18 protein-coding genes and 1 pseudogene are annotated in these 21,524 nt (G+C 38.9%); 6 read left to right on the top strand and 13 right to left on the bottom strand.

The features are described from left to right. Positions 1 to 145: 145 nt before the first annotated feature. Both IPP67_00705 and IPP67_00700 read left to right on the top strand, forming a co-directional pair. Positions 146 to 2,053, top strand: a complete 1,908-nt coding sequence (locus IPP67_00705; protein ID MBL0337727.1) for a SurA N-terminal domain-containing protein — start codon at positions 146 to 148, stop codon at positions 2,051 to 2,053. Positions 2,054 to 2,229: 176 nt separating this feature from the next. After that, complete coding sequence (locus IPP67_00700) at positions 2,230 to 2,709, top strand: DNA starvation/stationary phase protection protein (GenBank protein MBL0337726.1); 480 nt, start codon at positions 2,230 to 2,232, stop codon at positions 2,707 to 2,709. Between the two features lie 21 nt (positions 2,710 to 2,730). Here the strand turns inward: IPP67_00700 and IPP67_00695 are convergent, their stop codons facing one another. Next, on the bottom strand, positions 2,731 to 3,552 hold the full coding sequence (locus IPP67_00695) for a divergent polysaccharide deacetylase family protein (GenBank protein MBL0337725.1): 822 nt from the start codon (positions 3,550 to 3,552) through the stop codon (positions 2,731 to 2,733). 293 nt (positions 3,553 to 3,845) lie between these two features. Between IPP67_00695 and lexA the strand changes: the two genes are divergently transcribed. After that, positions 3,846 to 4,565 (top strand): transcriptional repressor LexA, encoded by a 720-nt coding sequence (lexA, locus tag IPP67_00690; GenBank protein MBL0337724.1) that lies wholly within the window; start codon positions 3,846 to 3,848, stop codon positions 4,563 to 4,565. A 2-nt stretch (positions 4,566 to 4,567) separates the two neighbouring features. Here lexA and IPP67_00685 read toward each other — a convergent pair whose 3' ends face one another. Next, positions 4,568 to 6,634, bottom strand: a complete 2,067-nt coding sequence (locus IPP67_00685; protein MBL0337723.1) for a ComEC/Rec2 family competence protein — start codon at positions 6,632 to 6,634, stop codon at positions 4,568 to 4,570. Positions 6,635 to 6,862: 228 nt separating this feature from the next. On the opposite strand from IPP67_00685, the gene gltA reads away from it, so the two are divergent. After that, entirely contained in the window at positions 6,863 to 8,203 is a 1,341-nt protein-coding gene (gene gltA, locus IPP67_00680; GenBank protein MBL0337722.1) for a citrate (Si)-synthase, read from the top strand. Positions 8,204 to 8,456: 253 nt separating this feature from the next. Here the strand turns inward: gltA and fabZ are convergent, their stop codons facing one another. The 11 genes from fabZ to rpsB form a co-directional block, all read right to left on the bottom strand. Then, positions 8,457 to 8,927 carry a 3-hydroxyacyl-ACP dehydratase FabZ gene (gene fabZ / locus IPP67_00675; GenBank protein ID MBL0337721.1) on the bottom strand — a complete coding sequence of 157 codons (471 nt, stop codon included), beginning with the start codon at positions 8,925 to 8,927 and terminating at the stop codon, positions 8,457 to 8,459. 40 nt (positions 8,928 to 8,967) lie between these two features. Next, positions 8,968 to 9,537: an OmpH family outer membrane protein gene (locus IPP67_00670; GenBank protein MBL0337720.1), complete on the bottom strand. Its 570-nt coding sequence runs from the start codon at positions 9,535 to 9,537 to the stop codon at positions 8,968 to 8,970. Positions 9,538 to 9,605: 68 nt separating this feature from the next. Next, entirely contained in the window at positions 9,606 to 11,933 is a 2,328-nt protein-coding gene (bamA, locus tag IPP67_00665) for an outer membrane protein assembly factor BamA (GenBank protein MBL0337719.1), read from the bottom strand. 76 nt (positions 11,934 to 12,009) lie between these two features. Further along, on the bottom strand, positions 12,010 to 13,125 hold the full coding sequence (gene rseP, locus IPP67_00660; GenBank protein ID MBL0337718.1) for an RIP metalloprotease RseP: 1,116 nt from the start codon (positions 13,123 to 13,125) through the stop codon (positions 12,010 to 12,012). A gap of 58 nt (positions 13,126 to 13,183) precedes the next feature. Continuing rightward, on the bottom strand, positions 13,184 to 14,401 hold the full coding sequence (locus IPP67_00655; GenBank protein ID MBL0337717.1) for a 1-deoxy-D-xylulose-5-phosphate reductoisomerase: 1,218 nt from the start codon (positions 14,399 to 14,401) through the stop codon (positions 13,184 to 13,186). Continuing rightward, complete coding sequence (locus IPP67_00650; protein MBL0337716.1) at positions 14,398 to 15,234, bottom strand: phosphatidate cytidylyltransferase; 837 nt, start codon at positions 15,232 to 15,234, stop codon at positions 14,398 to 14,400. The genes IPP67_00655 and IPP67_00650 overlap by 4 nt, the downstream gene beginning before the upstream one ends. Then, on the bottom strand, positions 15,231 to 15,953 hold the full coding sequence (locus IPP67_00645) for an isoprenyl transferase (GenBank protein MBL0337715.1): 723 nt from the start codon (positions 15,951 to 15,953) through the stop codon (positions 15,231 to 15,233). The genes IPP67_00650 and IPP67_00645 overlap by 4 nt, the downstream gene beginning before the upstream one ends. Before the next feature lie 41 nt (positions 15,954 to 15,994). Further along, positions 15,995 to 16,552: a ribosome recycling factor gene (frr, locus tag IPP67_00640; GenBank protein MBL0337714.1), complete on the bottom strand. Its 558-nt coding sequence runs from the start codon at positions 16,550 to 16,552 to the stop codon at positions 15,995 to 15,997. A 24-nt stretch (positions 16,553 to 16,576) separates the two neighbouring features. After that, on the bottom strand, positions 16,577 to 17,293 hold the full coding sequence (locus IPP67_00635; protein ID MBL0337713.1) for a UMP kinase: 717 nt from the start codon (positions 17,291 to 17,293) through the stop codon (positions 16,577 to 16,579). Between the two features lie 23 nt (positions 17,294 to 17,316). After that, a complete protein-coding gene (locus IPP67_00630) occupies positions 17,317 to 18,240 on the bottom strand; it encodes an elongation factor Ts (GenBank protein ID MBL0337712.1) in 924 nt (307 codons plus the stop codon). Between the two features lie 78 nt (positions 18,241 to 18,318). Next, positions 18,319 to 19,107, bottom strand: coding sequence for a 30S ribosomal protein S2 (rpsB, locus tag IPP67_00625; GenBank protein ID MBL0337711.1), 789 nt, complete (start codon positions 19,105 to 19,107; stop codon positions 18,319 to 18,321). 402 nt (positions 19,108 to 19,509) lie between these two features. Between rpsB and IPP67_00620 the strand changes: the two genes are divergently transcribed. After that, positions 19,510 to 20,307: an arginyltransferase gene (locus IPP67_00620; protein MBL0337710.1), complete on the top strand. Its 798-nt coding sequence runs from the start codon at positions 19,510 to 19,512 to the stop codon at positions 20,305 to 20,307. Between the two features lie 93 nt (positions 20,308 to 20,400). Next, positions 20,401 to 21,509, top strand: a pseudogene (gene dctP / locus IPP67_00615) (TRAP transporter substrate-binding protein DctP). The last annotated feature ends 15 nt before the right edge of the window (positions 21,510 to 21,524 follow it).

Genomic DNA, 21,524 nt, shown 5'->3' with positions numbered 1-21,524 from the left:
ATAAAAATTCCTACCCTTTGATCATAGGCATTGAATTGTTTAATAAAAAAAGCTAACACTTGTTTAAAGGTTATTCGATTTTTTACTTTGCGACATTAATTCAACCCAACCTTATACCAATTCTCTGTGGATAGATTGTTCAATCATGCTGACAGCAATTCGTACGAAAGCTTCTTCTTGGATTATTAAAGTTTTACTTTTTTTATTGGTGGGCTCTTTCGCTTTATGGGGAATTGGCGATATTATTCGAGGCTTTCAACGAGATCCAGCCATCGCCACTGTCAATGGTGAAGACATTCCAACCGTTGAATATATACAGGCGTTAAGAAAAGTTATCTCCCAGTATGAAAGGCAAACTGGCCAAACTTTTTCTTATCAAGAAATGAAATTACGGAATATAGATCAGCGTATTATCGATAACCTGATTGAGCGGAAATTGCTTAATGCCCTTGCCGCTGATTTAAATATCGGGATTACTGATCCCATTATTAGCAAAATCCTTACAAACTTGCCGATTTTTAAGAACCAAATGGGAGTTTTTGATCCAGCCCTCTATCAGGCCTATTTACGGTCAAATGGTTTGACTAGCAATGAATTTATACAACAATCTAAAGATCAAATTTTATCTGCCACCGCTTTTGGTTCTGCGCTAGGGGACATTGAAACTCCAGATATTTTAGCAAAAAACATCTATCAGTTTAGAAATGAAAAAAGAGTAGTCGAAACTTTTGTAATGGATTTTGATCAGATAGAAGATCCGGGCATGCCATCCGATACGGAAATTGATAATTTTTATAATATTGTCAAACAAACCCGCCTAACTCCGGAGCGCCGTAATATAATCATCGCAAAATTGTCTATAAAAAATTTGGCAGCCGATTTAGTAACAAATATGTCTTTTCGAGAAGAAGATCTGCATCAGGAATATGATAACAATATCCCCATTTTCCACAAAAATGAAAAGAGGTCGATTGAACAGATCGTTTTTACAACTAAAGAGCAAGCAGAGGATGCCTATCAAAAATTGCAAAATGGCCAATCTTTTACAGAATTTGCAGTGAATTTAACTGGCACTTCGCCAATCTTTATTGAACAAATAGAAAAATCAACTCCTGTTTTAGGCTTATCGTCTGATGTTATTGAAAGTGCTTTTTCTTTAAAAGACGGCGAAATATCAAAACCTGTCAATGGTATTGCTGGCTGGCATATTATCCGTCTTGTTCGAATCCAGCCTGAAAATAAAGTTGGTTTTGCAGAAGCTATCCCCCAATTGAAAATGATGTTAGCACGGAATGAAGCAGAAATTCTTGCCGATAAACGCCGTGTTTTATTTGAAGACCAATTAGCGGCGGGGGATAATTTTCTTGATGCCGCCAAAGCGGCTGAATTTGAAGTAGTGGAAGTTTCGCAATTAACCATGGATGCAGGTACCGCCCAGAAATTATCTGAGATTTTAGGATATCCCATTGACCGTACTACATTGCTGCAAATCACCCGTTTGAACCAAGGGCAATATAGCAACATGTTGATCACTGCCGCTGGGGATTACACCTCTTTCTTTGTTGAAAAAATTGACTTATCCACCCCCCGCCCTTTACTTGAAGTTCGTGAAGAATTGATAAAACAATGGCAGAGTCAACAAAAATTGCAAAAAGCTACCGAAAAAATTGAAAGCGTAATCGGGCAAGCTGCCAATCAAGATTTTCTATCTATTGCCAGTCAGGTTAAAGGTACAGTTATTACTTCAAGTGCTTTAACCAGAAATAAGCTGGATCAGCAAGCCAACATTGATGCCATATTAAACAGCAGGATTTTCTCTATGACAAAAATTGGGGAAATTATTTATCAGCCCTCAGAAAATTATATAGTGGTTGCTAAGTTAACAGAAATTCAAAAACCTGATGTTAATGTTGAAAGTGAAGATTATAAAGATTTACGAGCAACCTTATCTGCTGAATTTTCCAATGATATAGGCGAACAACTGATCGATTATTTAAAATCCTTTTATCATGTTGAGATCAATCAAGAAGTTTTGGATAAAGCTTTTCAATAACATGTTATAAAATAAAAATTAACATTCCCGTTATTTTGGTTCACTATAAAACAGCTGGGGCTTTTTCATTGCTTTAAAATTTAAGAATTTTTTTATGATTTTTGGATCAGATAATATTTCGGTGCTTTTATCTTGAAAATGGCTTATAATCAAAACAGAAAAATGGGAGAATGATGATGAACAAGCCAAATCTAAATGCTACGCCTGCAATTACTGCCCCCACAACGGTGGTACAAGCGCTTAATCAATTGCTGGCGGAAACTTACGTAGTTTATTTAAAAACACAGAATTTTCATTGGAACGTAATAGGGCCAATGTTTTATTCTTATCATTTGTTATTTGAATCTCAATACAAAGAGTTGTCTGGAGCTGTTGATGAACTTGCCGAAAGAATCCGAGCCCTTGGATCTTTTGCACCGGGTAGTTTTGTAGCCTACGAAAAACTCTCTAAAATCAAGGAAGAAACAAATTTACCCAAGGCTTTGCACATGATTTCTTTGCTATGCGATAATAATAAAATGATTATTGAAACCATAAAAAAGGCTTTGCCTGTAGCTGAAGCAGCAGGTGATGAAAGTACCGCTGATTTGTTAATTAAGCGCTTAGGCGTTCATGAAAAAAGTGTGTGGATGCTGGAAAGCCATTTGGAAGAATAAATCGGGTTTTTAGTTATAATTTCAATGAAATTTTTTCAATAAATCTTGTACAGATATTAAGTGTAATTTTTTCTCTGGTAATGTGAGCAACCATTTTTCAAGAATATCCATAGTTTGGGGGTGTGGATGGGCAATTGCCACAACATATCCCCTTTTCAAAGCGATATTTTCAAGGCTTGCTAATTGTTGGTAGATAGCTTGCTCATTTTGGAAATGGTCAATGAAAACATCCCGCTGAACAAATGGTAAGCCCATATTTTTAGCCATTGTAAACGCTACCGATTGGGCGGTTGTTCTTGAATCTAAAAAAAACAACCCGCGCTTTTTAATTGATCTTAATAAAACCTCCATACCTTCTGGCCACTCGGTAAAACGGCTGCCCATATGGTTATTCACGCCGGTAAATTGAGGAATTTGGGAAAAAGCCCAGTTTATTTTTTCTTCTAATTCACTGGGTGTCATTGATACCATCAAAATGTTTGGTACTGTATCTTGGCCCATCATTTGATGGGCTTCCATAGGTAAATGAAGCATAATTTCATGACCAGCTTGCAATGCATTCGTTACCTGTTTTTTAAGATGCAAGGCATAAGGCAAATACGACAAGGTAACTTTGGGGGGCAATTTGACCGCGCGGGATGCAAACCCATGATTTAAACCCATATCATCAATGATAAGAACAATGAATCCTTGAATTTTATTATCCGAAGATAGTGGGATATGAAGGCGAGCGAATGCTTCCAGTGATGAATCCATAACAGGCTTGTCAATCATAACTAGACCGGAAGGTAGTTCATAATTTTCCAAAGATAAAAGATTGGTAGGTTTTTCTGAACAACCCACGAATGTAAAACAAAAACACATAAGGATAATTTTAAAAAATGAATGGCTATTTTTATACTTCCCCAATCCTCCCACTCTATTCATTAACTTTATAGTCATTTTAGTCATTCTCAGAGACCATTTAAAACTTTCTTATGATCATCAACATCTGCAAAAACATTACAAGATCAAATTATTTTTGACTGCTTCTTTATAATAAATCTATTGCTATTCAATAATCATTTATACTTGACGTTTACTAAGAACACCCTTAGAAAAAGATAATGTTTCTTTTATGTTCCATAGGTGCCATAATGTTGACGCGAAAACAGTTAGAATTATTAGAATTCATTCATTCTTATACGTTGGAAAATAAAATATCGCCCAGTTTTGAAGAGATGAAGATTGCTGTCAATCTTCGCTCAAAATCGGGGATTTTCCGCTTAATTAATGGATTAGCGGAGCGAGGATTCATCAAACAAATTAAACAACGGGCACGTGCTTTAGAAATTGCCAGAATGCCTCATAGTTTATTGGAACCCATCAAAAATCCTTCCCTGCTGAAAAAATCCAGCCAATCTGATGCTAACGCTTTGCAGTTTAATCCAGCTTATATGGGAAATAAAAGTGATTTTTTAAATATTCCCCTATATGGTAGGATTGCAGCCGGATCCCCGATCCTTGCCGTTGCTGACCCTGGCAAAACATTAGATGTGCCTAGTAGCTTTTTAAGCACGAGGAATTCAAAAAATTCTCATAAAATGTATTATGCTTTGGAAATTTCTGGTGATTCCATGGAGGAGGCAGGAATTTTTGATGGGGATATGGCAATTATTGAAAAAAGTGAAACCGCGGAAGATGGGAATATCGTTGTAGCACTGATTAATGATCATGAGGCAACATTAAAAAAATATTACCTTAAACAAAAAAAGATTCTGTTGGCTCCTGCCAATAAAAGATATGAGACACAGATTTATTCTCCTAATCAGGTAAAAATCCAGGGTCGCCTGAAAACAATTATTCGCAAATACTAAATTTATTTTGAATAATCTTTGATCCACGGCCTATTACCGAGCAAATCTGTTGTTGATAAGATTTCGATTTTTTTTGGTGTGATCCATCCCCAATACATAGGTTGACCGGGTGATTTTTGGATCACTGGCACGGTATTGCAAGATATAGGTCCCCTATCATTTAGATTAATAACTAAATCCGCTGTTTCACATGAATAGTCCTGGGGATTGTTTTGCCATAAAATTAAAATGGTTTTATCCTGTATTTTGTAGGAACAACCTGTGGTATCACACACAAAATCAGGATGTTTATAAAAATAAGCCCAAGGGATGATTCTTGTTTTTCTTAAACTCTCTTGCCATATTTTTAATAAAAAAGAGCTTTTTTGGGAGGTAATGATTAAATAACCATTCGCATTATTTTTTAAGACAATCATTTTTTCATCAATAGAAACAATTATATCTGGAATATTTGGCTTTCTGGTTGTAAAAAATGCGATCCCTAATAATATCACGATCATACTTGTTTTGTACGGAAACGATGGGGCAAGAATAAGAAATATTATCAGGGTAAAGATAAGAGCTGCCGCCAAGCTTATGAAGCTAACATTAACAGTTGCGTAAGGCATTTGCGTAATAAAATTGGCAATATTAAGGATCCAGCTGATCCCCTCCCCCATAATAATAAAGGGTATATTTTCTAAATTACATAAAGATAACAATACCCCCATTAACGCCGCAGGCATCACCCAGAATGAAGTGATGGGAATAGCCAAAAGGTTAGCTAATATGCCGTAAATGCTCGCTTGATTAAAATGATATAAAGTAATTGGCATAATAGCCAAACTGATCCAAAAACTGACCTTTATTAATTGGGAAATATATCGCCCAAACCTTAAAAATAAAGAATTCGTTTTTCTTAAATTGGATTGTTCAGAAGTTTTTTGGCTAATTTCATCTTTTTTGACAATCGCAATAATCACCGCCACGGCTACAAAACTCATCTGAAAGCTGGCTGTTAACAAGCTATAGGGATTAAATATTAGAATGATAATCGCCGCCCAAGCCAATGTATATAAACCAATGATTTGTCGATCAAGCAAGATTCCAATCATCACCAAAGCAACCATCATGAAGGAACGTTGGGTTGGAACAGCGGCATAAGTTAATAAAAGATAAAAGAAAGCAATTAAAATGGTCAGCAAGGCTGCGATTTTTTTCCTGGGCCAATCAAACTGGCTAAGAGGATATAAAATCAATACGCGCCTAAATAATCCGAAAGTTAATACGCCAACCAAACTGAGATGTAATCCAGAAACAGACAAGAGATGCGATAACCCGCTATTTTGCATATCATTAACAATTTTTTGCGGAATGCTGCCTTGATCGCCTAGGATTAGAGCTTTCGCAACACTGGCTTCATCACCAGGTAATATGGTAATTATCTTTTGACTTAAGCTTTGCCTTGTTTGGTTTAATAAAACCGTTAAATGGTTATGAAGAAAAGAAGTGTTTTGGGATAAAATTTCCGCATGCCCACGGGCAAAGCCAATCGCGCCAATTCCTTCAAACCAAAAATTTTTACGGAAATTATATCCCCCTGGAAAAGCTGGTAAGCCCGGAGGGAAAAGATCTACCCTAACCCTAATATGATCTGCATATTGTAAAATTTCTTTCTTTGATCTTATGGTTATTTGGGCAGTTTTTAAGTGGGTTGGGTGATGAGGGGTTAAAATTTTAATATTTTCAATAATAACCTTTTGATACCCCTTAGACGTTATTTCAATATGTCTTATATCACCTTCAATATTCACATTGTTTAAGGGATAATTTAATAGTTCTGTGTTTGTTAAAATTGTTTGAAGATGGGCTAAAATAAACCCTAAGAAACAAAAATTTAAAATTCCTATTATTTTATATAGGCCGGACCATTTGTTTCTTTTTAAATAAACTAAACTGAACAAGAATATCATTGCCGTTGGCAACATACCGAATGTCGCCCACAGCGACGGCTCATGATAAAGGAAATGATACAAACCTATACCAACGGCCAAAAGGGGGGCGATAAGTAAGATAAGGATAGGAAACAAATAATAGTCCCATCTTCAAAAAATCTTAAGATAGTTTATAAGCATAGCGGAAAATAAAATTTTTCAAAAACAAAAGCGAAAAACAACAATTTATGGATCAAGAAGTTTTATTCAAAAATGTTCCGATGAATTTTGCAGTGCAAAAAGAATTGATCTAGGCTATTGATTCGACAAAAGATATCCTCTATTTTAATCAGGTAACTATTAAAACGAATGATGAGTAATCGCATGACTACTGCACCCGAAAATACCAATAAAACAAAATCCAGCAGCCTTAATGCTGATACTGTGACAATTATTGATAATAAAACGCAAAAACGTTTTGATTTGCCTGTTCTTTCCCCGACGATTGGTAGCCGTGCTATCGACGTGAGAAAGTTATATTCAGATTATCAGTTATTAACCTATGATCCCAGTTACTCTTCAACTGCTAGTTGTGATTCTAAAATCACTTATATTGATGGCGATGAAGGTATTTTATTGCATCGTGGATATTCGATCCAAGAATTAACCACTAAAAGTACGTTTTTAGAAGTTGCTTATTTACTGCTGCAAGGCCACTTACCTAATAAAAACCAAATGGATACGTTTGCCGATACGATTACCCACCACACCATGATCCATGAACAATTGCAATTTTTCTATCGTGGATTCAGGCGGGATGCCCACCCAATGGCAATCATGATTGGGGTGGTTGGTGCTTTATCCGCGTTTTATCATGACAGCACGGATATTAATGATCCGCAGCAACGAATGATTGCCTCCCACCGCTTAATTGCGAAAATGCCGACGCTTGCGGCGATGGCTTATAAATATTCAATCGGCCAGCCTTTTATTTATCCACAAAATAGTCTGAGTTATTCTGCTAATTTCCTGAATATGACTTTTGCTGTACCTGCGGAAGAATATAAGCTAAATCCAGTGGTGGTAAAGGCGATGGATAAGATCTTTATCCTTCACGCTGATCATGAGCAGAATGCCTCCACTTCAACCGTACGTTTAGCTGGGTCAAGCGGTGCTAACCCCTTTGCATGTATTGCAGCCGGGATGGCTTCTTTGTGGGGGCCCGCCCATGGGGGGGCTAATGAGGCCGTCGTCAATATGTTGCGGGAAATTGGAGATAAAAAAAGGATCCCTGAATTTATTAAAAAAGCCAAAGACAAAAATAGTTCTTTCCGCTTAATGGGCTTTGGTCACCGTGTTTATAAAAACTATGACCCGCGTGCTGCCGTTTTAAAAGATACCTGTCATGAAGTCTTGGAAGCGCTTGGGATGCACGATCAGCCATTGTTCCAGTTAGCGATGGAATTAGAAAAAATAGCCCTGCAGGATGAGTATTTTATTGAACGCAAATTGTTCCCGAATGTTGATTTCTATTCAGGAATTATCTTACAAGCGATTGGCTTCCCAACTTCAATGTTTACTGTTTTGTTTTCCTTGGCTCGAACAGTTGGATGGGTAGCGCAGTGGAAAGAAATGATTGAAGACAGCAGCATGCGAATTGGCCGCCCTAGGCAACGTTATATGGGTGAAGTGGCCCGGAAATATGTACCCATTGAAAAACGTTAACTCTTAAAACGTAAGATTTGTGCCTACAGCTAAATAAAATTAGCCTCCTGGCATTTATCACATATAAAAAAGGCTGTAATTTGATATATTATGGTCTTTTTTTATGGGACTTAACCCAACACCTGCGTTAGCAAATACACAAAGTAACATCGATTAGTCAAGTACGACCATCAAGAGACTCCTTATCTCTAATTAAGACTAGGGCATGTGGTCAATTGAGCCAGGCGATCACACGCCCTAGAACATGGAATGTTTATTTATCGCGAATCATGGCAGAAAATTCTGCCTCAGCAACCAATTGCTGATTAACTTTTGCTTCAGCCCTGAAACGCCAGACAGGCCCTCGGCTACGTTCTTTATAAACATACAAAAGCAATTGATCGCCGGGTACCACAGGATGCCGGAAACGGGCATTATCAATCGCCATAAAATAGACAAGTTTCCCCTCAGCCTCCGGTCCCAATGTAGAAACAACGAGAACGGCGGCCGTTTGAGCCATGGATTCAATAATCAATACACCCGGCATAACAGGAACACGGGGAAAGTGTCCGAGGAAAAAATTTTCATTAATAGATACATTTTTTAACCCCACCGCCATCACATCGTTTTGAAATTCAATGATACGATCGACTAATAGGAAAGGATAACGATGCGGAATCATTTCCATGACCCGCATGATATCAAGGGTTTTTGAAGGTGTTTCTGATATCTTTAAATCAGTCATATCCCAATCACTTTCGTTATTATCGTTATATCATTTGTTCCTAATTCTGGATGGTAATTTTTACTGCTGGCAATTTTTGGTCAAGCAATTTGATGATTTCATCCGTAATATCAAGACTATCTAATGAAAAAATGACAACTCCTTTATCTAATACCAAATTATAACCACGCTGTTTTGCAAGATTCTGGGCCACTTCAATAAGCGTATTACGGATTGTTTGTGATCCCGTTTGATCGATGGTTTCTAATCTTTTCTTTCTTTGTTGAAAATCCGCCTGGTAGCGGGCAATTTGTGCATTTAATGCTTCTTGTTTCTTTTGTAATTGTTCTGGGGTTAGTTTATCAGACTCAAGCTGTAATTCCCGCTGGGCATTTCTTAAGGCATCTTCTTGTTTCGCTATTTCCAGCTGATAGCTTTTGGTTAATTTTGTGAGTTCCTCATTTAAATTCTTTGCAGCCTTACTTGTCAGGATTGCCCGTTGAAAATCAATGACTACAATAACCGGCGCTCTCGGTTGTTGGGAAAAACTTGGTTGAATAGACAAAGTTGCCAAGATAGAGATGACAATAATTGCGCATAATTGACGAAGTGATAATATTCCTTTTTTCATCTTAAACTCCTCGGTAAACGATAAATTAAACTATACAATGGTAACCCAAATCTTAGATAAAAAATATCTTAAAAACGTGTCCCTACACTGAAACGGAAAACTTGTTTAACGTCATATTTTGCTTTCATAAGCGGAAAGCCAAAATCTACTGCTAAGGGTCCGAAAGGCGAACGCCACGTAAACCCAAAGCCTACCGATACACGCAGTTTTGTATCATCAACAACAGAGGCAGCTTTAAAATCACTTCTAAAAACGGTACCAAAATCAGTAAATATCCGACCACGGATTTGGTATTCTTCAGGCAGCCCTAAGGGGAAACTAAGCTCAACAGTTCCTTTTAAGCTAATATTTCCACCCAGTGCATCATCCGTTAATAAATCCCTCGGACCAATACCAGCAGCTTCAAAACCTCTCAAATTATCTCCACCGAGATAAAACGAATCAACAATTCTAATTTTTTGTCCAATCCCAAAAATATAACCAGCTTCGCCCGTAAGTGCCAAAGTTACATTTTTATTAAAAACAGGAACCCAATAACCTGCAGAAACCCTAGATTTCAAATAGGAAATATCACCACCTAGTCCTGCAAATTCATTGGATATCCGGATAGAATAACCCTCGCGTGTATCAAAACGGCTATCCCTATAATCTAGAACTAATGAGTGCGACAGAGAAGATTTTATACTGTTGCCTTTTTGCTGTTGAACAGCAGCGGATACCCCATTTTTGACCTTAAAAATTTGATCATATGAAAGCGAATAACTCCAGTTCTGACTTAAATGCTCGCTGAGGTCATACCCAGCGCGCAAGGTAAAACCCGTGCTGGTTTCTCTGTAAGATTGATCATCTACGCTACCAATCTTAAAGAGGCCAGCCTGCGTCCGGAATATATCGAAACCAGCACGAAGATCGCGCCCCATGAAATAAGGTTCATCAAAACTGATTTGCGCAGAAGAACGCAACCCTGACAATGTCAAGTTAACACTTAAAGCTTGCCCTTTGCCCAAGAAATTTTGTTCGCTAAGCGTCACTGTTCCAACTGGCCCGTCTGATGTTGAATAACCTAAACCAAAATTCAAACTGCCCGTCGATTGTTCTTGCACATCAACCACCAGAACAACCTTATCTGGGGCACTGCCTTGTTTTGTTTGGATATCAACCTTGCTAAAGAAGCCTAGATTAAATAATCGTTGACGGGTTGTCCTTAGTTTAGATGCATTGAAGGCATCCCCTTCTGCAATTTGAAATTCACGACGGATAACCCGGTCCAAAGTTCGGACATTTCCAACGATATCGATACGCTCAACATATACTTTGATACCTTCTTTAATCTGATAAGTGATATCAACCCGGCGATTTTCCCGGTCAATGTTTAAGGCTGGCTCCACACCAGCAAAAGCGTACCCCAACGTCCCTATTTCTTCGGTTAAATCTGATATTGTTTCTTCAACAAGACTGGAATCAAACCATGAACCTGCTTTTGACCTAATCAGTTTTTTTAATCGGTCAACATTTAGATTACGCAGATTGGTGGTTAAATTGACAGTGCCAATTTTATAACGATTGCCTTCTTCCACAGTAAATGTCACGAAAAAAGCATTACGTTCCGGGGAAAATTCAACCACATTGGATAATACATTAAAATCAACATATCCATGCTGACCATAATAATTTTTTAATAACTCAACATCCGCTTGGATGCGATCCGGGTCATAATTATCATTAGTTGATAAAAACCGGTACCAAGCACTACGATGTGTAATAATTTGGGAACGCAAGGTCCGATCACTAAAAATTTTGTTGCCCACAAATAATACACTGGCTACCGTTGTACGGGTTCCTTCTTTAATCTCAAAAACTAAATCAACGCGGTTTTGTTCTAATTGGATAATTTTTGGCTCAACCGTCGTTGCAAACCTGCCATTGCGCCGATAAACATCTTGGATCCTTTTCGCATCTGCAATGGCTTTAGTGGCCGAGTAAACAACCCGTGGCCTTAACTGTACTTCTACTGTTAAGGTTTTATCGTCAATCCTTTTATTTCCCTCAAAAGCTACTCGGTTAATGATAGGGTTTTCTTTGACCTTTATGACTATCCCATTGCCTTCACGCAAAATTTGCACATCAGCAAAAAAGCCAGTGGCGTACAGGGACTTCAATCCTTCGTCAATTAAACGTAAATCTACAGGATCCCCCACTTGAAAACCAAGATAAGCCCTAACTGTATCCGCTTCTATCCGCTGCACCCCCTCAACCCTTATACCAGTAATAGTAGGTGTGTTCTGTGCCTTCAAATAAGTGGCAGATATAAAAATGGTGCTAATGAAAAAACAAAAACCCAATGTTAGAAAAAAAAGCTTTTGTAAGAGGTTTAATCTTGTAGATTTATTGGTCATGGTATTTTCTTTTTTCCTGGTAATTGACGGTTTTAATATATTCAAGTGGATATAAAATGATAGTAGGAAACTGGGTTTAACATTTAGGATTCGGCTGCATTTGGAAAGCCCCTATTAGATCATTGTATAAAGCTAATATGAAAATTCCACCAATGAGGAACAATCCAATCTTAAAAGCGGCTTCTTGTATTTTTGTACTCAAGGGCTTGCCCCGAAGCAATTCGATAAGGTAAAATATTAAATGCCCGCCATCAAGTAAAGGAATAGGGAATAGATTAAATAACCCAATTGCCACAGATAGAAATCCTGCTAAAAACAGCAGCGACAAAATGCCCATTCTGGCTGCTTCCCCTGATACCCTAGCAGTTGAAACAATCCCTTGTAACTGTTTTACCGAACGTTCACCCGTAATAATTTGGGATATAGCCGTTAAACTATCACTGATGATATTCTGTGTCTGAACAATAGCCATCTCAAAAGATTGAAAAAATGCAAATTCTTGATGTGAGGTTTCTGCAAATTTTATGCCAACTTGCCGAATACACTGTCTATCGCCCAATATGTCCGTAACGGCTTTTAGGATCGGCTTAATAATTAAGGTTGAAGATTTTCCATTCCGTTCAATAAGAAAACTAATGTCTTGTCCGGTATTTAATTGTATATAGCGGGCAATATCTTCAAACGAATTTATTTTTTTTCCATCTAACGCCAGAATTTTATCATCCGGCATCAGCCCAGCCGCTGCCGCTGGCATATCTGTTTGTATTTCGGCGATGACAGGTGCGGTAACCATCTTTCCAAAAGACCAAAAAATAAGCGTAAATAGCACAATAGAAAAAATAAAATTTGCGATGGGGCCAGCTGCAACTATAGCTATTTTCTGCCCTATCTTCTTGTCAATGAAAGCCTGACTTGATCTAGGTAATTGCGGAAGATTATTGTTGTGTTGTAGGTTTGGCTCTCCGAGCATTTTGATATAACCGCCTAACGGGATCCAACTAACACGCCATCTCGTGCCATATCGATCTGTTAAACCAAATATTTCTTTGCCCAGGCCGATTGAAAAAATTTCAACCTTTACATTATTCCAACGCGCAACCAGAAAATGACCCAGCTCGTGCACAAACACCACAAGGGTGATAACTGCAATAAAACCACCGACGGTATATAGGGCAGATAAAAAATTTTCCATGGTGATCAGGGTGTTCCACTTTTTCTGTGGTTAGGGAAAATCAGGATAATTCCATTCATTATTGATTTATATATCTTACTTTATTGCTGGTTTTTCCGTGACAGATCATTTTAGCTTTTTCTCGTGCTAAATGATCCATATGAAAAATTTCATCAATATTTTTGATGTCAAAATTTGAAATACTATCCAAAGTAGCCTCGACCACCGCTGGGATATTCAAAAAAGAGATTTTTCGATTTAAAAAATATTGCACAGCTACCTCATTTGCAGCATTTAAGGCGGTGGTTGCCCCTTCACCTAATTTAATAACTTGCCTAGCCAACCTTAAACAGGGAAAGCGTTTAATATCCGGTGCTTCAAAGGTCATCGACATAATATCAACCAAATTCAAGCGTTTAACCGGAGTTTTTACTCGCGTTGGCCAGCTTAAGGCATAAGCAATTGGAGTCCGCATGTCCGGCATTCCTAATTGTGCCAAAACAGAGCCGTCGATATAGCTGACCAAGCTATGGATAATAGATTGCGGGTGAACGACAACATCAATTTGCTTCTCATCAATACCGAAAAGATGAAAAGCCTCAATAAGCTCTAGCCCTTTATTCATCATAGTAGCTGAGTCGATTGAAATTTTTGTTCCCATGGACCAATTCGGATGAGCAACGGCTTGCTCGGGAGTAATATCTGCCATTTTTTCAATTGGCCATTGCCGAAATGGACCGCCCGAAGCCGTTAAGATGATCTTTTCAATAGTTTCACAATGTTGGTTTTCAAATACCTGGAAAATAGCACTATGTTCGGAATCGGTTGGCAACAATTGGGTCTGATATTTTTGAACTTCCTGCATTAATAACCGTCCCCCGCAAACAAGTGATTCTTTATTTGCTAAAGCGACCATTTTACCTTGCTTAATAGCAGCCATGGTTGGTTTTAAGCCAGCTGCACCTACAATTGCTGACATAGTCCAATCGGTAGGATAAGAAGCTGCTTCAACAACCGCCTCCTCGCCAGCGGTAATTTCAACCCTGGTATCCGATAAAGCATTTTTTAAATCTTTATAATAGGCCGTATCCCCAATAACGACTAGTTTAGGGCGTAGTTGCTTTGTCTGCTGGGCTAATAATTGCCAATTCTTATTGGCAACCAATGCCTGAACAGGAAAGCTATCTGGATAGCGTGCAACAAGATCTACTGTGCTGCAACCGACTGATCCTGTTGATCCAAGAATGCTGACTTTGCGCGGCTCAATCGGACCTAAAGGGGTTGGGTTCATTTTCATGCCAATTTCCACCATTCAATTTTTAAAAAATAAAAAATCAACGCCATACATATGCTTAACAATAATAATCCATCAATTCTATCTAAAACTCCGCCATGACCGGGAATAAGTTGACTACTATCTTTGACCCCGAATTTTCTTTTAAGCATTGATTCAAGCAAATCGCCCATTTGTTCAATAATACCAAAAACTGCCCCCAAAACAGTGCATAATAGCAAATATGGGCTATCTTGCATATAGGCAAATATGAAAGAAACGGTAGATGCAGCAATCATTCCACCCACTAATCCTGACCAGGTTTTATTAGGACTGATGCGAGGGGCAAGCCTTGGACCCTTCACTTTTTTGCCTACCACCATAGCAAATATGTCCGTAGCCCACACAACCAAGAAAAGCCACAAAATATTATATACACCGAACTGTCCGTCATAACGTAACCACAACATAGCATAAATAGCCATAGCAATATAAATCACCCCTAGCCAAGATAAAAATAGGGCGCATATTTTTAGCCACCAAGCAATCAAAAACAAAACAACTACCAATCCCAAAGTGATTGCTGAAAATATCACGATATTTTCGCTCCTGGAAGTTCCTGCTAAAACCGCAATAATTATTAGGAACAATAAGACGGGAACAGCTAACATGAGCATGGTTTGGCTGGCAATTTTTTGGTTAACCGGGCAAGATTTTTGACAAATCAAGAACCATTCGGAAATTGCTAGAAAACCCATGATAATAAGTAAAATATCAAACCAAGGATGACCCCATATCATAGGTATGAGTACCAAAGGCAATAATATCAGTGCTGAAATTAAGCGGTGATACTTCATGATTCCATCTCATTAATCATCCCATATCGACGTTGGCGTTGCTGGAATGTATGAATAGCTTTAATAAAATCATCTTTTGAGAAATCAGGCCATAGTACATCCAAAAAAATTAATTCGGCATAAGCACTTTGCCAAAGAAGAAAATTACTTAACCGCTTTTCCCCGCTTGTCCGAATAATTAAATCTGGATCTGGTATGCCGGACGTCCACAAAAACTGGCTAACCATATGCTCATCGATCATCGGATGAGTAATGGAAGGATATTGGAGCCTTTGTTCAACAATTTGTTGGATGGCCTGAACAATCTCTTGGCGGGAACCATAACTGAGGGCTAAAGTTAACTGTAATTTTTTATTATTTTTTGTGACATCTTCAAGAATATCAACTTGTTCCATAATTTCAGGCGTTAATCGATCTCGCTGGCCAATGACACGGAACTGAATATCCTTTTCTTGCAGAAGTTGTCTTTCATGTTGCAGGTAAAATCCCAATAAACCCATTAATTCTTTAATTTCACCGACGGGCCTTTTCCAATTTTCTGCAGAAAAGCCAAATAACGTCAAAAATTTAACCTTTTGACTAATTGCGGCACTGATACATTCCCGGACGGCCAGAACACCTTGTTGATGGCCAGCAATTCTAGGTAACTGGCGTGATTTGGCCCATCTGCCATTACCATCCATAATTACCGCAACATGTTGGGGGATTGATAATCCCATTAGATCTGACAATCCGTTGACCTGCCAAACTTATAATAACACTAGATTTGCTGAATTTCCTTTTCTTTATGCTGCAGAAGATCATCAATCTTCTTAACATATTCATCCGTAATTTTTTGCACCTGCTCTGCCTTTTGGCGATGCTCATCTTTCGACAAGTTTCCATCTTTTTCTAACTTTTTTAGGTGTTCAATGCCGTCACGACGCACATTGCGAAGGGCTACTTTCGTCTGTTCTGCATATTTATGTGCCACCTTAATTAATTCCAAACGACGCTCTTGGCTTAATTCAGGAATAGGAACCCTAACAAACTGGCCATCTGCAGCCGGATTTAAGCCCAAACCCGCTTCCCTGATTGCTTTTTCAACAGCAGTGACAAGACCTTTATCCCAAACTTGAACAGTTATCATTCGTGATTCTGTTACAGAAATAGTACCGACTTGCAAGATAGGCGTTTTAGTACCATAGGCATTGACGATAACACCATGTAATAAACTAGCAGAGGCACGACCTGTGCGTAGTCCTGCAAATTCCCGGCGAAGCGCTTCAATCGATCCATCCATCCGGCGTTTGATATCATCAAATAATTCTTTCGTCATTTTCCTACTTCCTCTTCAACTTATTTAATCCGTAATTATTGTATAGGTACCCTTACCGGACAATACATTAGCAAAAGCCCCCGCTTGATGGATGGAAAATACAATAATTGGGATTTTGTTTTCACGCGCTAAGGCAATCGCCGCAGCATCCATCACCTTTAAGTCTTGGGACAAAACTTCTAAATGAGTCAAACGCTGATAACGAATAGCTTTCGGGTTTGTTTTCGGATCAGCATTATAAACGCCATCCACTTTGGTTCCCTTGAATAAAGCTTCACAACCCATTTCAGAAGCTCGCAATGCTGCTGCCGTATCCGTGGTAAAAAAAGGATTTCCGGTACCCGCCGCAAAAATTACCACCCGTCCTTTTTCCATATGCCGTTGAGCCCGCCTACGGATATAAGGCTCGCAAACAGTTGCCATCGGAATAGCCGACTGTACGCGCGTTTGAACGCCAATCTGCTCCAAAGCATTTTGTAAAGCCAAAGCGTTGATAACGGTGGCAAGCATTCCCATATAATCAGCTGAAGCGCGCTGCATCCCTTGTGCAGCCCCCGCAACCCCACGAAATATATTGCCGCCACCGATAACCAAACAAACCTGAACACCCAGAAGGTGAACGGTTTTTATTTCCGCTGCCAGCCGGCTTACAGTATCGGGATCCAAGCCAAAATCCCGATCTGCCATCAGGGCTTCCCCAGAAATTTTTAGTAACACCCGTTTATATAATGTTGGCGCCATTTAAAAAGCTTTCTTTAAGTTGTTTACCTTCTTAACTGGGTGGCAACTTCCGCCGCAAAATCCTTCTCTTCTTTTTCAATCCCCTCCCCTAAAGCCAAGCGGATAAAGCCAGTAATCTTAACTGAGGTTTTTAGTTTTGCAGCCAAATCATCCACAAGTTTTTTAATTTTGGTTTCGCCATCAACAACAAATAGCTGTTCCAATAAAACCACGTCCTCGTAAAATTTCTGCAATCGGCCCTCAACTATTTTGTTTAGAATATCACCCGATTTTCCAGCATGCTTTGCTTGATCAAGTAAAACCGCCCTTTCTCTTTCAACAAGAGCTGGATCTAATTTGTCCAAACTAACCGAAACAGGTTTTGCAGCTGCAATATGCATTGCAATCTTTTTTCCTAAGGCTAGTAAATCTTGTGGGTTTCCGCTGGATTCAACCCCTACTAAAACTGCGATTTTCCCCATTGTGGGGGTTTGCGCTAAGTGAGTATAACTTGCCACAACCCCTTGCTTAACTGAAAGAAATTGGCTGTGCCTTAATGATAGATTTTCGCCAATTTTTGCAATCAGCCCAGTTAAGACAGTTGCGACAGTATCTTTAGACATCGGATACTTTGCCTGTTTTAACTTTTCAATATCAGGACTGGTCAAGGCTAATTTAGTGACGTTTCCAACAAAATTTTGGAAATCAGGATTGCGCGCCACAAAGTCTGTTTCACTATTTACTTCGACCGCTACCCCTTTTGTGCCATCGACCGCAACACCCACTAATCCTTCAGATGCTATACGTCCTGCTTTTTTTGCTGCTGCCGAAAGGCCCTTCTTACGAAGCCAATCCTGTGCTTGTTCTAAATTCCCTTTTGTTTCAGTAAGGGCTTTTTTGCAATCCATCATCCCCGCGCCCGTTGTTTCACGAAGCTGCTTGACCAGGGCTGGTGAAATTTCTGTCATTGTCTATCTCCACAATATAAAACGGCAAATATTTTAACAAAAACTCAAAGGCAAGATACCTAATCTTGCCTTTTATACCTAGGCTTTCTTAAGGAAGTCGTGCGAGTTTTCAGAATTTTTAGCTGTGCTTTCTGCATCCACGGAAAGATCTTCAATAATTCCTTGTTCTGACTCGCCAATATCTTTTCCTTGCGCAACCGCTTCTTGCTCCAACCCTTCAAGAACGCAAGAACTAACCAAATCACAATACAGGGAAATTGCTCGGGTTGCGTCATCATTACCGGGGATTGGGTAATCAATCAAGCGAGGATCAGAATTGCTATCCACGATCGCCACAACCGGGATTTTTAACTTACGGGCTTCTAAAATGGCGATATGTTCTTTAATCGTATCAATGACAAATAACATGGTGGGCTGTCCTCCCATTTCCTTAATTCCGCCTAAGGTACGTTCTAATTTATCCCGTTGCCTTGTAAGATGAAGAAGTTCTTTTTTGGTAAACCCGGTATGATCGCCCTGTAATTTTTCTTCAAAATCTTTCAGTTGTTTAATAGAATTGGAAATTGTTTTCCAGTTTGATAACATACCACCCAACCAACGATGGTTAACATAATATTGGCCACACTTCTTTGCGGCTTCTGCAATTTTTTCAGAAGCTTGCTTTTTTGTGCCAACAAACAATAATCTACCGCCCTCTGAAACCACCGAACGAATGGCTTGCAAAGCTTCGGTTAACAGAGGAACAGTCTTGGTTAAATCAATGATGTGGATATCATTGCGCACCCCATAAAGATAGGGGGCCATTTTTGGGTCCCAACGGCGACGATGGTGGCCGAAGTGAACACCCGCTTCTAAAAGTTGCCGCATAGTAAAATTGGCATTGGTTACAGACATAACGATTCCTTTCTTTCCGGTTAGTCCGCCGCAAAATGGAGTTAACGATCTTCCAATCGATTAACACCGGATATTGCCAGTCAATTGGTGACGGCAATTTTTGCGTGTGAATTTATCTTATATAATCCTTTATTAGACTACATGTTGCTGTTGATACCTTCTGATAAGATTTTTAGCAAGTTTTTTATTATCATGTTTATTGCTTAAAATAGGGAAAGCGAGGCAAAATTTTGTCAGCCCAAAATAAATTTGAAATTACCTGCACTTTATAGTCTTAAAAATTTGTATTAAAAGATTGTTTTAGTGGGTAAAAATTGATTACAATCCAGCTCTACTGTTAAAAATAATATGTTACCCGTCTTTCAAAAAGAATAAATGAGCAGAGAGTATCAGCCGCTTCCTTTCTCTTATAACATTGAATTAAGTGATCCCGTTCCTTGCCCTTATTTGCCTAATCGCCAGGAGAGAGATCTAGTTGTTTCCTTAACTCAAAACTCTCCCTCACCGAACACCACCCACTCTTTATATGATAATCTTTGCCAGCTTGGATTTCGTAGAAATGGCCAACATGCCTATAAACCTATGTGTGAAGCTTGCCAAGAATGTGTTCCTGTGCGCGTTTTAGTCAATGAATTTAATTGGACTAAATCCATTCGGCGCATCATGAAAAAAAATCAAGACATTACATTTGCTTTATTAGAACCTATTGCAAAAATAGAACACTTTGAAATTTTTAAAAATTATTTAATGGAACGACACCATCACCAGATAGAACGGATCACTTTTGCAGGTTATCGTCAATGGATTGAAAACGCACCAGTTGCCACAAAGATAATGGAATTTTGCCGGGGAATGGAAGTAATAGGGTGTATGATTGTTGATATAGTCAATGACGGACTGTCTGCCGTTTATAGTTTTTATACTTGCCGGTTCCCTTCTAAAAGCTTAGGGAATTTTATTATTTTATCCGCAATCAACTATACCAAATCTATCGGGCAACCACATTTATATTTGGGTTATTTTATTAAAAACAGCCCTCATATGGATTATAAATCCTCTTTTTCCCCTCACCAGACTTATAGCAATAAAAATGGTTGGCAAACCTTAGAAAAACCATCACTCCATAAATCAACCCTTAAAAAAATTACTGAAAATCATCTGCAAATAAAATAGATTTTATATGATAGACTTTTATAGCACATAAAATATAACTTATGGACAGACTAAAAATAATTACGGCAGCAATTTATTAAAAAGGAATGACGTATGAAAAAATTAAATAGACGCGAAATTTTAACCGGTGCTGCAGCAGCCTCAGCTGTAGCGGCTGTCTCCATGATATCCGCTCCTACCATTGCCCAATCAAGATTAGAATGGAAAATGGTAACCAGTTGGCCGAAAGGGTTGCCGGGTCTTGGTACTGGTGCAGAACGCTTAGCCAAACGCATTACTGATTTAAGTAATGGCCGGTTGAGTATTAAGGTTTATTCTGCCGGTGAACTGGTTCCTGCCCTGCAATGTTTTGATGCCGTTTCTAATGGTACAGCCGAGATAGCTCACGATGCTTCTTATTACCATCTAAGTAAATCGCTTGGCACTGCCTTTTTTACAGCTGTACCTTTCGGGCTAACTGCAGCCGAGTTAAATGCCTGGGTTTATTTTGGTGGCGGACAAGAATTGTGGGATGATCTTTATGAAAGTTTTGGAATCCGCGCATTTCTAGCTGGAAATACCGGCGTACAAATGGCTGGATGGTACAGAAAAGAAATTAAGTCCCTCGAAGATATGAAGGGGCTTAAATTCCGTATGCCAGGCCAAGGGGGGGATGTTTTGCGGAAGCTTGGGGTAACGGTTGTTACAGTACCGGGCGGAGAAATTTTTGCCAACTTACAATCCGGTGCCATTGATGGCGCTGAATGGGTTGGCCCATATAATGACCTGGCTCTAGGTTTTTATAAAGTTGCCAAATTCTATTACTGGCCGGGGTTCCATGAGCCAGGTGCCGGATTGGAATGTATGATTAACAAATCAAAATTTGAAGCTCTGCCAAAAGATTACAAGAATTAGTGATGAGTTGTTGTCGCGCAGAAAATGATTTGATGTTAGCTGAGTTCAATGCTCGCAACGGGGACGCTCTTGAAACATTAATTCGTCAGCATGGCGTTCAGTTAAAGCAATTGCCTAAAGATGTTTTAGAAGGCATTGGAAACGCTGCCGGAGAAGTTGTCCAAGACCTGTTGGATAAAGGTGACGCTAAAACGAAAAAGATTGCCGAATCTTATGTTAAATTCCGTACCAATATCCGCCGTTGGACACAAATCAGTGATCAGGCCTATGTTAATGCCCGTTCTTTGAATTTCAAATACCCCAACTAATTCGATTTCGATTTT

The organism is Rhodospirillaceae bacterium, assembly GCA_016722635.1.
Lineage (GTDB): Bacteria > Pseudomonadota > Alphaproteobacteria > JAEUKQ01 > JAEUKQ01 > JAEUKQ01.
This window is presented reverse-complemented; position numbering and strand designations above follow the sequence as displayed.

Coding starts and splice junctions, on each gene's coding strand:
- rseP (MBL0337718.1), bottom strand. CDS start 13,125: ATGGAAAATTTTTTATCTGCCCTATATACCGTCGGTGGTTTTATTGCA.
- bamA (MBL0337719.1), bottom strand. CDS start 11,933: ATGACCAATAAATCTACAAGATTAAACCTCTTACAAAAGCTTTTTTTT.
- frr (MBL0337714.1), bottom strand. CDS start 16,552: ATGACGAAAGAATTATTTGATGATATCAAACGCCGGATGGATGGATCG.
- IPP67_00670 (MBL0337720.1), bottom strand. CDS start 9,537: ATGAAAAAAGGAATATTATCACTTCGTCAATTATGCGCAATTATTGTC.
- IPP67_00700 (MBL0337726.1), top strand. CDS start 2,230: ATGAACAAGCCAAATCTAAATGCTACGCCTGCAATTACTGCCCCCACA.
- IPP67_00620 (MBL0337710.1), top strand. CDS start 19,510: ATGAGCAGAGAGTATCAGCCGCTTCCTTTCTCTTATAACATTGAATTA.
- gltA (MBL0337722.1), top strand. CDS start 6,863: ATGACTACTGCACCCGAAAATACCAATAAAACAAAATCCAGCAGCCTT.
- fabZ (MBL0337721.1), bottom strand. CDS start 8,927: ATGACTGATTTAAAGATATCAGAAACACCTTCAAAAACCCTTGATATC.
- IPP67_00630 (MBL0337712.1), bottom strand. CDS start 18,240: ATGACAGAAATTTCACCAGCCCTGGTCAAGCAGCTTCGTGAAACAACG.
- IPP67_00645 (MBL0337715.1), bottom strand. CDS start 15,953: ATGGGATTATCAATCCCCCAACATGTTGCGGTAATTATGGATGGTAAT.
- IPP67_00650 (MBL0337716.1), bottom strand. CDS start 15,234: ATGAAGTATCACCGCTTAATTTCAGCACTGATATTATTGCCTTTGGTA.
- rpsB (MBL0337711.1), bottom strand. CDS start 19,107: ATGCGGCAACTTTTAGAAGCGGGTGTTCACTTCGGCCACCATCGTCGC.
- IPP67_00705 (MBL0337727.1), top strand. CDS start 146: ATGCTGACAGCAATTCGTACGAAAGCTTCTTCTTGGATTATTAAAGTT.
- IPP67_00635 (MBL0337713.1), bottom strand. CDS start 17,293: ATGGCGCCAACATTATATAAACGGGTGTTACTAAAAATTTCTGGGGAA.
- IPP67_00655 (MBL0337717.1), bottom strand. CDS start 14,401: ATGAAAATGAACCCAACCCCTTTAGGTCCGATTGAGCCGCGCAAAGTC.
- lexA (MBL0337724.1), top strand. CDS start 3,846: ATGTTGACGCGAAAACAGTTAGAATTATTAGAATTCATTCATTCTTAT.